The following is a 12,983-nucleotide window of genomic DNA, read 5'->3' as shown; positions in this document are numbered from 1 at the left end:
TATAATCGGCCACTTTGTGAACAAGAAGCCTGTTATGCAGCTGGTTCGAGGTCTTCATAACCTGCAGCCGCCCGAGCGGGGCTGTGTGGTCACCATCGGTAATTTCGACGGCGTTCATCGTGGGCACCAGGCCATCCTGGCGCGTCTGCGTGAGCGTGCGGCGGAGTTGGCCGTGCCCAGTTGCGTGGTGATCTTCGAGCCACAGCCACGTGAGTACTTCGGCCCCGACACCGCGCCGGCGCGCTTGACCCGGCTGCGTGACAAGCTGGCCTTGCTGGCGGCCGAGGGCGTCGACCTGGTGCTGTGCCTGGCCTTCAACCGCCGCCTGCGCGAGCTATCGGCGGCTGAGTTCGTCCAGCGCGTGCTGGTGGACGGGTTGCGGGTGAAGGATCTGGAGATCGGCGACGACTTCCGCTTCGGCTGCGACCGTGCCGGGGATTTCGAGTTTCTCAAGGCCGCTGGCAAGCGCCATGGCTTCAGCGTCGATGCCTCGACCACCATCGAGGTGCGCGGTGGCCGCGTCAGCAGCACCCGCGTACGCGAGGCGCTGGCCGCTGGCGATTTCGGCCTGGCCGAAGCCCTGCTGGGGCGGCCGTTTCGCATCGCCGGAAGGGTGCTGCACGGGCAGAAGCTTGGCCGCCAGCTCGCGGCACCCACCGCCAATATCCAGCTCAAACGGCGCAAGGTGCCGCTCAACGGCGTCTATACCGTGAGCTGTGAAGTGGACGGCAAGGTTCAACAGGGCGTCGCCAATATCGGCGTGCGCCCCAGCGTTGCCGGCGACGGCAGCGCCCATCTGGAAGTACACCTTCTGGATTTCGCCGGCGACCTCTATGGCCGGCGCCTCTCGGTGGCTTTCCACCACAAGCTGCGTGATGAGCAGCGTTTCGCCTCGCTGGAGGCCCTGAAGGCGGCGATTGCCGCCGATATTGCCGCTGCCCGTGAATATTGGCAGAGCCACCCGCTGATGAAGAGCCCGACATGACCGATTACAAAGCCACGCTGAACCTGCCCGACACCCCCTTCCCGATGAAGGCTGGCCTGCCGCAACGCGAGCCGCAGACCCTGCAGCGCTGGATTGACATTGGCCTGTACGAGAAGCTGCGCAAGGCGGGTGAAGGTCGCCCGAAATTCATCCTGCACGATGGCCCTCCTTACGCCAACGGCAGCATCCATATCGGCCACGCGCTGAACAAGATCCTCAAGGACATCATCACCCGCTCCAAGACCCTGGCCGGTTTCGACGCGCCCTACGTGCCGGGCTGGGACTGCCATGGTCTGCCCATCGAGCACAAGGTGGAGACCACCTTCGGCAAGAACCAGCCGGCCGGCCTGACCCGCGAGCGTTGCCGCACCTACGCCACCGAGCAGGTCGAGGAGCAGAAGGCCGGTTTCGTCCGCCTCGGTGTGCTGGGGGACTGGAACAACCCCTACCTGACCATGAACTTCGCCAACGAGGCCGGCGAGATCCGTGCCCTGGCCGAGATGGTCAAGAACGGCTTCGTGTTCAAGGGCCTCAAGCCGGTCAACTTCTGCTTCGATTGCGGTTCGGCACTGGCCGAGGCCGAGGTCGAGTACATGGACAAGAAGTCCGAAGCCATCGACGTGGCCTTCCCGGTCGCGGATGCCGACAAGCTGGCCGCCGCCTTCGGCCTGGCCAGCCTGAGCAAGCCGACCGCCATCGTCATCTGGACCACCACGCCCTGGACCATCCCGGCCAACCAGGCGCTGAACGTGCACCCGGAATTCACCTACGCGCTGGTGGACGTGGGCGACCGCCTGCTGCTGCTAGCCGAGGAAATGGTCGAAAGCTGCCTGCAGCGCTATGGCCTCGAAGGCCAGGTGGTTGCCACCGCTCAGGGCGCGGCACTGGAACTGATCAACTTCCGCCACCCGTTCTATGACCGCCTGTCGCCGCTGTACCTGGCCGACTATGTCGAGCTGGGCGCCGGTACCGGCATCGTCCACTCGGCGCCGGCCTATGGCGAGGACGACTTCCATAGCTGCAAGCGCTATGGCATGAGCAATGACGAGATCCTCAACCCGGTGCAGAGCAACGGCGTGTACGTCGACTCGCTGCCGTTCTTCGGTGGCCAGTTCATCTGGAAGGCCAACCCGGCCATCGTCGCCAAGCTCGAGGAAGTCGGCGCGCTGCTCAAGCACGAGACCATCAATCACAGCTACATGCATTGCTGGCGCCACAAGACGCCGCTGATCTACCGCGCCACGGCGCAGTGGTTCGTCGGCATGGACACCCAGCCGAAGGAAGGCGGCACCCTGCGTGAGCGCTCCCTGGCGGCCATCGAGCAGACCAAGTTCGTCCCGGCCTGGGGCCAGGCGCGTCTGCACAGCATGATCGCCGACCGCCCGGACTGGTGCATCTCGCGCCAGCGCAACTGGGGCGTGCCGATCCCGTTCTTCACCCACAAGGAAAGCGGCGAACTGCACCCGCGCACCGTCGAACTGATGGAAGAAGTGGCGGGGCGCGTCGAGCAGGAGGGCATCGAGGCCTGGTTCAAGCTGGATCCCGCCGAGCTGCTCGGCGCCGAGGCCGAGCAGTACGACAAGAGCCGCGACACTCTGGACGTGTGGTTCGACTCCGGCACCACCCACTGGCACGTACTGCGCGGCTCCCACGCCGAGCTGGCACATGCTAAAGGCCCGGTTGCCGACCTCTATCTGGAAGGCTCCGACCAGCACCGTGGCTGGTTCCATTCCTCGCTGCTGACCGGCTGCGCCATCGACGGCCACGCGCCCTACAAGGAACTGCTGACCCACGGTTTCACCGTCGACGAACAGGGCCGCAAGCAGTCCAAGTCCCTCGGCAACGTGGTCGCCCCGCAGAAGGTGATCGACAGCATGGGCGCCGACATCCTGCGCCTGTGGGTAGCCTCCACCGACTACTCCGGCGAGATGGCGGTTTCCGACCAGATCCTGCAGCGCAGCGCCGACGCCTATCGCCGTATCCGCAATACCGCACGCTTCATGCTGGCTAACCTCAACGGCTTCGAGCCGGCCCGGGATCTGCTGCAACCCGAGCAGATGCTCGACCTCGACCGCTGGGCGGTGGACGCCACTGCACGGCTGCAGGACGAACTGACCGAGGCCTACGCCGAGTACCGCTTCTGGAACGTCTACTCCAAGGTGCACAACTTTTGTGTGCAGGAGCTGGGCGGCTTCTACCTGGACATCATCAAGGATCGTCAGTACACCACCGCGGCCGACAGCGTGGCGCGTCGCTCCTGCCAGAGCGCACTGTTCCATATCTGCGAGGCGCTGGTGCGTTGGGTCGCGCCGATCCTGGCCTTCACCGCCGAGGAAATCTGGCAGTTCCTGCCGGGCGAGCGCGCCGAGTCGGTGATGCTGGCCACCTGGTACGAGAACCTCCCCCGCCTGCCGCAGGGCTTCGAGCTGGATCAGGCCTACTGGCAGCGCGTCATGGCGGTCAAGGGGGCGGTGAACAAGGAGCTGGAGAACCTGCGTGCGGCCAAGGCGATTGGCGGCAACCTGCAGGCCGAAGTCACCCTGTATGGCGATGACGCCCTGCGGGCCGACCTGGCCAAGCTGGGTGACGAGCTGCGCTTCGTGCTGATCACCTCCGCTGCCGAGGCTGCACCGCTAGCCGAGGCGCCGGCCGATGCCGTGGTCACCGAGGCGCCGGGGCTGAAGCTGAAGATCGTCAAGTCGGCTCACGCCAAGTGCGGTCGTTGCTGGCACTTCCGCGCCGATGTCGGCAGCCATGCCGAGCACCCGGAGTTGTGTGGGCGTTGCGTGAGCAACATCGAAGGCAGCGGCGAGGTGCGCAAGCATGCGTGAAGCCCGTTTCGGCAAATTGCCCTGGTTGCTGCTGAGCCTGCTGATCCTGATCGGTGACCGCATCACCAAGGATATCTTCGAGGGCGGCCTGAGCATGTATCAGCGCATCGAAGTGATCCCCGGTTATCTGGACTGGACGCTGGCCTATAACACCGGCGCCGCCTTCAGCTTCCTGGCCGATGCCGCTGGCTGGCAGCGCTGGTTTTTCGCCGGCATCGCCGTGCTGGTCAGCGCCGTGCTGGTGATCTGGCTCAAGCGCCTCAAACCCAGCGAAACCCTGCTGGCCGTGGCCCTGGCCATGGTGCTTGGCGGCGCTTTGGGCAATCTCTATGACCGCGTGGTGCTGGGCCACGTGGTCGACTTCATCCTGGTGCACTGGCAGAACCGCTGGTATTTCCCGGCCTTCAACCTGGCCGACAGCTTCATCACCATTGGCGCCATCCTGCTGGCGCTGGACATGTTCAAGAGCGACAAGTCGGCGAAGAAGGAGGTGGCGCAATGAGCGAGGTACGCATCGGCCCGGACCGGCAGGTGACCCTGCATTTTGCCCTCAAGCTGGAAAACGGCGACGTGGTGGACAGCACCTTCGATAAGCAGCCAGCCACCTTCAAGGTCGGCGATGGCAACTTGCTGCCTGGCTTCGAGCAGGCGCTGTACGGCTTCAAGGCCGGTGACAAGCGCAGCGTGCAGGTGCAGCCCGAGCAGGGCTTCGGCCAGCCCAACCCGCAGAACGTGCAGGTCATGCCGCGCAGCCAGTTCGAGGGCATGGAGCTCTCCGAAGGCCTGCTGGTGATCTTCAACGACGCCGCCAATGCCGAGCTGCCGGGCGTGGTCAAGGCTTTCGACGACCAGCAGGTGACCATCGACTTCAACCACCCGCTGGCCGGCAAGGTGCTGGACTTCGAGGTGGAGATCATCGAAGTCAAAGCGCTGTAAGCGTCAGTAGCCCGGATGCAATCCGGGTGCTGCCATCAATGCCTCGGATGCGTCCGGGCCATGCCAAGCGGGAACGATGTTCGCTCCCGCGTTACACTTGCCTTCTCCTGCAACGACCGCGTGCCGAGAGTCATCATGCATATCAAACTCGCCAACCCCCGCGGCTTCTGTGCCGGTGTCGACCGCGCCATCGAAATCGTCAATCGCGCCCTGGAAGTCTTCGGCCCACCGATCTACGTGCGTCACGAAGTGGTGCACAACAAGTTCGTGGTGGAAGACCTGCGCGCCCGTGGTGCCGTGTTCGTCGAGGAGCTGGATCAGGTGCCGGACGACGTCATCGTCATCTTCAGCGCCCATGGCGTCTCCAAGGCCGTGCGCGACGAGGCCGCGCGCCGTGGCCTCAAGGTCTTCGACGCCACCTGCCCGCTGGTGACCAAGGTGCACATGGAAGTGGTGCGCTACAGCCGCGAAGGGCGCGAATGCATCCTGATCGGCCATGAAGGCCACCCGGAAGTGGAAGGCACCATGGGCCAGTACGACGCCAGCAACGGCGGCGCCATCTACCTGGTGGAGGACGAGTCGGATGTTGCCGAGCTACAGGTGCGCAACCCGCAGAACCTGGCGTTCGTCACCCAGACCACCCTGTCCATGGATGACACCAGCAAGGTGATCGACGCCTTGCGTGCCAAGTTCCCCGCCATCGGCGGGCCACGCAAGGACGATATCTGCTACGCCACGCAGAACCGCCAGGATGCCGTCAAACAGCTCGCCAGCGAATGCGACGTGCTGCTGGTAGTGGGCAGCCCCAACAGCTCCAACTCCAACCGCCTGCGCGAGCTGGCCGAGCGCATGGGCACCCCGGCCTATCTGATCGATGGCGCCGAGGATCTCCAGCTCGAGTGGTTCGAGGGTGTCGGCGGAGTAGGGATCACCGCCGGCGCCTCTGCCCCGGAAGTGCTGGTGCGCGGTGTGGTCGAACGCCTGCGCGCCTGGGGCGCGGTGGGGGAGACGGAACTCGATGGCAGGCCGGAGAACATCACGTTCTCGATGCCCAAGGAGTTGCGGGTGAAGGCGGTTTGAGTGTTGGCAAAAAATAACCCCCTGCCTCCGTTGGAGAGCCGGGGGTTATTCTTTCGGCGTTTCGACTACTTCAAGACGCTAAGCCTTACCAACCACATTTATCCATGAGCGTGCCGCCGTGTGCGTTAGCTGCGGTAAGCGTCATATTGCCATCGATACGGGCTGAGGCGGTTGTCGATACGGTTAATGTATAGGCTGTGGCCGTTACATCGCTGGCTCTTACCGAAAAAACGGTGCTGCTGCTGTTGATCGGAGTATTTGCATCGTACTTCCCGCCATTTTCCGCCCGGCGCCGTTCCATCTGCTGGGCTGCGCTGCTGAGCAGCGCTTTGCCATCTTCGCACTGTGCTCTTTCCACGTAGCTGATATAGCTGGGTATTGCGATTGCAGCAAGAATCCCCAGCACGACGCAGGTGAGCATCAGCTCGATCAAGGTGAAGCCATTCTGCTTGTTCATCAGTTACTTCTCTTCGGATTTGTCAGTCCAATACAGGCGGCTCTTGCTGGCCATGTCATATGCGCAGGGTTGGCCCGCTTTGCACACCTCCTGATCACAAGATTCACCTTCTTTGCACTCATTTTCAGGTTGGCGTACCAACTGGGATGGATCGTTGTACGCCCAGCAGGTGTCGCCTTTGCAGTAGACCTGGGGGTTGGACGGCAGTGTCGCTCCTTTCAGCACTGTGAAACGCGTGTTATCAACAGCAGTACCATCGAGCAGATTCACGCGATAACCGCGCGAGATGCCCAATGTGGCACTGCAGGCGCTCTGCGCGGGTACGGGTTGGTAGGTGTTGAAGTACAGATTCCCGGATATTGCCAACGTATTGGATAACGCCTTTTCCCCATTGCTGGCCAGGGTGATAAACCAGCCTTTCTTGTCGAGAATCGCCTGCTGCTGATCCGGGCCGGCAGTCAACAGGCTCGTCGCGTTGTAGAGGCTGCTTTCGGTCAGGGTCGTATCCAGTTTGTTCAGCTCTTCCGTACGGAAGGAATAGAAGCGATCCTGAATAACCTTATCGAGTGGATGGCCACGATAGCCAGAGCCTATATTGACCGTCAGATAGACCTTGTTGTTGGCGCTGAGCAAGGCAATCGCCGGTTCGTTATAGAAGCGACGTGCGCTGGCTTCGTCGTCACCCGCAACGTTGGCGAATACGTTACCGCTGGCCAGGTTATTGCCTGAACCGCCGTTATTGATCAGGAAGCGCCATACCTGACCACCCATGTCGCCGACGAATATCTGCGTGGCCAGGCCTTCCGGGTTGAGGGCGGGCTGGCCGGTAGCGTCGGTCTGCAAGCCAATAACGGCAGCCTTACTGGGCACGCTGTATTTCATGTCGATGCCGGCCGAAGAAGCTGACCACAGCTTGGCACCTGTCTTGGCGTTGACGATGAACAAGTCATTACCCTGTGTGTCGGTACGGCGCACATTGGTCTGGTTCTTCAGCGGATCCTGGTTGGGGTCATAACCGCCGCCAAAGATCAGGACGTCAGTGATGGTACCGCCGACCTTGATCTTGGTCTTGATCGGGGCAGACCAGGTTTGCCCCAGCCTGGTGAAGTTGTCACTGCCACCCTGGATGATCCACATGATCTTCGGTGAGGTGGGGTTGGTGATATCGAGCGCATAAAGGTTGCGCCCACCCCGGCCCATGCTGGCATAGGCATAGACGAACTCACCACTGTCGATTTCGCCGTTCTCGTTGGTGTCTTCTGCCCATACGGTCACGCTGTTGTCCATGCCGTATACGTGGTCAAGATCGCCGGTATTGGCGTTGGCCGACAGACGCTTGATATTGCCCAGGAGTTTATTCGGCATGAAGGCGAATTGCTCGATGCCCGTATTGGTATCGAACATCTGCAAGAAGCCTTCATTGGTTCCGAGGATTGCACTCTCGATTTCGCTGATGCAGTTGCCGGCGTTGTCTCTAGCCGAGCAGCCGTAGGTCACCACGCTGGGGGTGGAGTGGATAGGGTCGCCCAGAGCCATGCGCAGGCTGGTGGTGCCGGTTTCATAGCCTCTGATGTAATTGATTAGAGCATCACGCTCGGCGTTGTCTTTCGCGCCAATCTGCGCGGGTGTCAGGTTAGTATCGAGCCTGTTGAGCGTAGTATTGCCATCGATATTGGTCAGCAGGTTACGGTTGTCAGGAGTCGGCAGCTTGTTGGCCGCACCACCCGCTGCGACGTTGCTGCCGTCGTTGCCGTTTGTCCACCAGCTACGTGCATTACTGCGGAAGAAGCCGGTATTGACGTCGATAGCAGGCGTGTCGTCTTGATCGAGAACCAATGGCGAGCCGTTTTGGATGCCCATGCGGTAGCGCTTGAGGTTGCCGGGCCAGCGGTCGGTGGTGGATGGCCGGAACAGGGAGAAATAAAGTTGATCCTTGTGATCCTGGCGGTTGAAGGAGTTCACCGGCGCTGTTGCGCTGACGAAGGTCGTGTCGGTCGCCAATGCTTCCTGAATGATGCTGTTGAAGGCGTTTGCCAGAGCGTTCGCATCATTGGCCGTATAGGCCTTGCCGCCACCGGCGGTTGCAATGTCTTCCAAGTATTTCTTGGCACCCTCGCTGGCCTGCAAGGCGAAGCCTACCGTGTGGGTGGTGACCAGGTTGTCACCATCCAGAGTGCTGGATTGGTCGGTGCTGTTCAGCCATTTGGCAAGTTCGACACCGCAGGTTTCACCGTTCGTCTGCTCGCCGCTGTCACGTGGGACGCAGGAGCCGCCAGTCAGGTTCTTGGCGTTGCTGACGGTGGTCGCATTGTTGCTGTTGGCTTGGCCGTCGGTCATGAGCACCAGATAGTTGGCCTGGCAACTGCTCTGGATCGGGCTGGTTGGGCCTTTGTGCTTGCCGGAAAGAGCGGTGTAGTAGCTGGCGCCCTGATACATGAGTTCGACGATGGGGGTGCCATTATTGGCCTGCATGTCGTTGACCACACCCTTCAGGTAATCGCGCACCTTGTAGGTGTTGTCGCTCAGATCCGTGCCCTTGGCCAACTTGACTTGCAGGCGGATGGCCGCTGCCTTGCTGCTCTCGAAGGCGTTAATGCTCAGATTGGATGAGCCGGAGGTCTGTTTGATCAGTACGCTCAGGGCGTTACCATCCTTCCAATCGCTACGGGCTAAAACGTTCTGCAGAGCTGTTTTAAGATTTGCGGCTTCGCAGGAAACTGGGATACCTGGGCCCTGACTGGTGAAGGTACAGGTCGCCGAAGTAGTTGCAGCTCGCTGGCCCAGGTTGTTATTGCTGGTATTGAAGGCGGCTGAATTGCCAACGTTCTCGAAATAAACATTGGCCGTGACAGTGGTGTTCTTCGCACTGCTGGGGGTGACGATCAGGCGGGCTTCTTCGATGGTCGCACCGTTCTTGAAGGGAACCTGCTGGAAACGGGCACCGACATATGTGTAATCGTCATCGAAGTACAGGATGCTTTCATTCACGCTTACCGCTCTGTTGTTCCTGTTCCACCACGAGCCGGTGCGGAATTGCCGTGCATCATCTTTATCGTCGACCAGGCTCAGGTCGACGATGGGCTTGGTACACCCATTATCGCCACCCGTATAGCTGATGCTGAGTGTGGGTTTGAAACCATCATTGCCATCTTGGCTGACTGCCGTGCGGCCGCCGTCTCCACTGCTGGGGGTCAGGAAAAAGGCCATGGAGTTGTTACCGCACCAACCGCCTCGGTTCACTACCTCCTGTACCTGTGAGGTGACATCAGCGCCACTCTCCGTGTAGACCGGCGGGTTGGCGGTACTCCAGGGAGCTGGTGTCCAGGTGTTGGTGCTGGTCTTGGGGCGTAAGGAGAAATCACCGCCGCTGAAGTCGCTGGCGTTGTCGCTGGCTTCTGCCGCGACATTGAAACTTACCGTGCGGTCATCCGAACTGGCAGGTACGAAGTTCAGGGTGGCACGGGTGATGGTGGCACCTTGCGGAATATTGACCGTCTGAAAGCGCAGGCCAGTGGTGCGATCAGTATTTTCTGCGCCAGTGTAGGTAATCGTCAGTTGCGGAGCATTTTCAACATCCCCTACAGCATAGGAAAAGTCATTTCGGTTCGTGGCACGCAGACGTATCGCCAAGTCTCCAATAGGGTTCAGGGTCGGGGTCAGGTTCTGCTGGTCTGCCAGTAGGCTGGTGACGTTAAGGCTGTGTACTCCGGCGCTGACAGCACTGGCTCTAGCTGTATTGGCGGTGAATGTACTGACCAGCGGAGAGCTGTGGTTGAACGCTTCGGGGGTTTTTGAGTTGACCAGGCTCAGATTGAATGTGGTGGATCCTGTTGCTATAACCGGAGTCAGGTCGAGCGTGGCACTGGTGATGGTTACACCTTTGGGAATATTCAGGTTTCGGAACAGCAGCAGGCCGTCTTGCCCCGCATTACCACTGCCTGAGTTGATCTCGGTGATCTTGCCAGCAGGACACTCACTGGTCGCATCCATTTTCACCGAGCAGGTGAAGCCGTTGCGTACGTAGTAAGTGGTGTTGTTGTTCGAGTAGGTATTGGGGGCACCCAGGCTTCGCACGACAGTGCCTGTAGTGCTGGGATTCTTGATGTAGCCCATCACCAGAGTAGGGTCGCTGATGTTATTACTGCCGTTGTAGCGGCTGGCATCGTCGGCGCTGACTTTGATTTCCGGGCTGGACACCTTGACGTTTATCGGCGCATCGATGTCGTCGACCGGCTGCAGGAGGCGCGGTACGCTGCTATCCCCGGGTGTTCCCGCCGAGTTGTTCATCACCATCAAGCCGACGTTGACACCACTGGTGGTATTGAGCAGGTTGGTCATTGTCTCCTTGAGAGCTTTCATCCTGTTGTCGGGGTTACAGGTCTTGTTGCTGTTGATGCACCAATTCATGGAGCCCGAATCATCGAGGATGAACAGAACGTTTGGCCGTGTATCGTTATCCGGCTGCGTGCCAAAGAAAATCTCGGTATCGTCGGCCACGCTGACTGCACTGTGCAGTATCAGGATTCCGGCCAGGCCGAAGAAACTGGTGCGGCGCGCGAACTGGAAGGGCGTCATTGCAGATGTCCTGAGAGTGTGGCGATAAAAGATATGTGATGGCTTCATTGGATATCCCCCCGGCGCTGTCCACCCTGGCGATGAATGGTTTTCACTGCGCAGACGCCGTTTTCGCAAACGCTGCCGCCTTCGACTGTCAGATCGAAACAGTCCATTCGTGGTAGTCCGCTACCTTCGCGGATTTCGCTTCCGGGGCAGGCGACATCCCAGCGGGACTTGCTCGAGACGATATTGAATGAGGTATCACCGACGGTGCCTGTGGTCGGGAGTTGTGAGTTCTTCTGCCCGGCAAGATAGGCGCCGACCCAGTTCGATATACCGGCCTCTGCCGCCTGGAAAGCCATCGTGCGTTGTTCGCTATTGGAGGAAATACGCAATTGCAAGGTGGCCTGGTTCGACGCGGTGATGGCGATCAGGGTCAGCATGAGTAAAAGAACGAGGCTGACCAGTAGAACCATGCCTTTTTGTTTGGATGCATTCATGAGCTCAATCCCGGACAATGAGGCGATTCTTGAATTCGTAGGTAGAACTGAATTCACGGGCGCTGAAGTTTTCTTGCGAACTTTTCACCTTGATTGTGATTTGCACGGCATTGGCCGTATCAGGATCGCTGTCATCCGGTAATAGTGTGAAGCTGCCTTCGACTGGCTCCTTGTCGTCGCCCAGAAGGGGTTGGGCGGGGTTGCCATTGACCGCCTTGCTCAGGCCGTTATTGGCGAAGGTATAGGTGATGGTTTGTTCGGCTGCGCCAATGTCGTCGCAGTTCTGCGGGTCGATGTACTTCAGGCTGAGAGTCTTCTTGGTGCTGTCGAGCGCAACGGCGTCCTGGATTGATGAGGCAGACCAGTTGTTGGTCGTGCAAGTCGACAGGCCTGCCAGGCGAACGTCCGAACCGATGACCTCCATTGCAAGGCGGCCATTCTCCTGGATACGTGCGAGCTCCGAGTTGCTTCTGCCGGACATGAACGAACTCTGGAACAGATCGGTGACCCCTAGAATCAGGATGGAGCTGATCACCACGGCGACCATCACCTCAATCAAGGACAGACCACGTTGTTTGAGGGCTTTCATAGGGAGGTCACCACTTCAACGTATTGGCTCTGGCTGCCGTCTTTGCTGTTGTCCTGCCACTGGATCCTGACGGTAACCATGGCCGTTCCGAGCGTATCCAGCTTGCTGGTATCGAAGGAAATCTTGGTATTGGCTGCATCGACGCTGGGAAGGCTGGACTTCAAGGATGCGCACCAGGATGCAATGTCATAGCTGGCCCTGCTTTCACCACCGGCTGGAACGGCTCCCGTTGGCGCTGTGCAATCTGGCAGGCTACTCAATGCATATTCAGCGGCGTTACTGCTGCTCTGGGTAACGAACAGCACTTTGTACTTCTTGTCGCTACTGGCTGGATCCACGATGTTGGCACGCATGCGTTCGACGATGTCATAGGCCATCAATGTCGCCTGGCCGCGGGCATAGGCCCCTTCATTGGACTTCTGGCTGCGAGCCATCAGGCTGGCCATGCCCAATAGACCAACGGCCAGGATGACCACGGCAACCATCACCTCAATCAGCGTGAAGCCTCGTTGACTCGAGGAGAGCGGTCTGTACATCAGTCGTACTCCTATCAGTTGAGTTTGGCTGCGCCGACAATGTTCACGGAAATGCTCTTGTCCGCGATGCTGATGCTGCTGGCAGTCGTGGTTCCGTCGTCATTGAAGGTGATGGCATTACCGGTGATCACGACTTCAGGGGCCGGTGGGATGGTGCGTAGGAGTGTCGTCCCATCCAGCACTACGCCGCCCGCGCTCCAGTCGTTGCCGTTGCAGCTAGTGCCGCCGCCGCTGGCGCATACCTTCACGTCGCTGCGACGGGTAACGGCTTCACTGCGAGCAAATTGCAGGGCACCCAGGAGATTGTTGATAGCCGATGTCTTGTGACCTGCTTCGATGCTGCTCTGGTAGCTGGGCACGGCCACGGCCGCAACGATTGCGATAATGGCAAGCACCACCATCAGCTCTATCAAGGTGAACCCTCTACTCGACTCCATGAATGCTCCGGTCGCAGCTAACCTGAAAATACGCTGGTAATGTAGCAACCGGCGCCTCCACAAACCTGCTGGAGC

Annotated in this window: 11 protein-coding genes; 5 read left to right on the top strand and 6 right to left on the bottom strand. The window is 60.0% G+C overall.

Translation table 11 applies throughout. From position 1 onward, the window contains the following. Positions 1 to 34 precede the first annotated feature (34 nt). The 5 genes from ribF to ispH all read left to right on the top strand — a co-directional run bounded on the left by ribF (position 35) and on the right by ispH (position 5,832). On the top strand, positions 35 to 985 hold the full coding sequence (gene ribF / locus PVE35_RS20280; RefSeq protein WP_277372801.1) for a bifunctional riboflavin kinase/FAD synthetase: 951 nt from the start codon (positions 35 to 37) through the stop codon (positions 983 to 985). Beyond that, a complete protein-coding gene (gene ileS, locus PVE35_RS20275; RefSeq protein WP_277372800.1) occupies positions 982 to 3,816 on the top strand; it encodes an isoleucine--tRNA ligase in 2,835 nt (944 codons plus the stop codon). Before ribF ends, ileS begins: the two co-directional genes overlap by 4 nt. Then, a complete protein-coding gene (gene lspA / locus PVE35_RS20270; RefSeq protein WP_268178883.1) occupies positions 3,809 to 4,318 on the top strand; it encodes a signal peptidase II in 510 nt (169 codons plus the stop codon). The genes ileS and lspA overlap by 8 nt, the downstream gene beginning before the upstream one ends. Then, positions 4,315 to 4,752: a peptidylprolyl isomerase gene (locus PVE35_RS20265; protein WP_268178882.1), complete on the top strand. Its 438-nt coding sequence runs from the start codon at positions 4,315 to 4,317 to the stop codon at positions 4,750 to 4,752. The genes lspA and PVE35_RS20265 overlap by 4 nt, the downstream gene beginning before the upstream one ends. A gap of 135 nt (positions 4,753 to 4,887) precedes the next feature. Then, a complete protein-coding gene (ispH, locus tag PVE35_RS20260) occupies positions 4,888 to 5,832 on the top strand; it encodes a 4-hydroxy-3-methylbut-2-enyl diphosphate reductase (protein WP_277372799.1) in 945 nt (314 codons plus the stop codon). Positions 5,833 to 5,917: 85 nt separating this feature from the next. On the opposite strand, the gene PVE35_RS20255 is transcribed toward ispH, so the two are convergent. Genes PVE35_RS20255 through PVE35_RS20230 form a run of 6 tightly spaced genes read right to left on the bottom strand, consistent with a single transcriptional unit; the run spans position 5,918 to position 12,908 of the window. Further along, positions 5,918 to 6,289, bottom strand: a complete 372-nt coding sequence (locus PVE35_RS20255; RefSeq protein WP_277372798.1) for a type IV pilin protein — start codon at positions 6,287 to 6,289, stop codon at positions 5,918 to 5,920. Positions 6,290 to 6,292: 3 nt separating this feature from the next. Continuing rightward, on the bottom strand, positions 6,293 to 10,864 hold the full coding sequence (locus PVE35_RS20250) for a PilC/PilY family type IV pilus protein (protein ID WP_277372797.1): 4,572 nt from the start codon (positions 10,862 to 10,864) through the stop codon (positions 6,293 to 6,295). A gap of 44 nt (positions 10,865 to 10,908) precedes the next feature. Continuing rightward, positions 10,909 to 11,346 (bottom strand): PilX N-terminal domain-containing pilus assembly protein, encoded by a 438-nt coding sequence (locus tag PVE35_RS20245; protein WP_277372796.1) that lies wholly within the window; start codon positions 11,344 to 11,346, stop codon positions 10,909 to 10,911. Positions 11,347 to 11,350: 4 nt separating this feature from the next. Further along, the gene (locus PVE35_RS20240) at positions 11,351 to 11,935 is read right to left on the bottom strand and encodes a prepilin-type N-terminal cleavage/methylation domain-containing protein (RefSeq protein WP_277372795.1); all 585 of its coding nucleotides are present in this window, start codon (positions 11,933 to 11,935) and stop codon (positions 11,351 to 11,353) included. Further along, entirely contained in the window at positions 11,932 to 12,471 is a 540-nt protein-coding gene (pilV, locus tag PVE35_RS20235) for a type IV pilus modification protein PilV (RefSeq protein WP_277372794.1), read from the bottom strand. Before pilV ends, PVE35_RS20240 begins: the two co-directional genes overlap by 4 nt. A 14-nt stretch (positions 12,472 to 12,485) precedes the next feature. Further along, positions 12,486 to 12,908, bottom strand: a complete 423-nt coding sequence (locus PVE35_RS20230) for a GspH/FimT family pseudopilin (protein ID WP_277372793.1) — start codon at positions 12,906 to 12,908, stop codon at positions 12,486 to 12,488. Positions 12,909 to 12,983: the final 75 nt, after the last annotated feature.

Source organism: Pseudomonas sp. AA-38 (assembly GCF_029457475.1).
GTDB lineage: Bacteria > Pseudomonadota > Gammaproteobacteria > Pseudomonadales > Pseudomonadaceae > Aquipseudomonas.
Note: the sequence above shows the minus strand (reverse complement) of the source record. Positions and strands in the feature narration are given on the sequence as shown.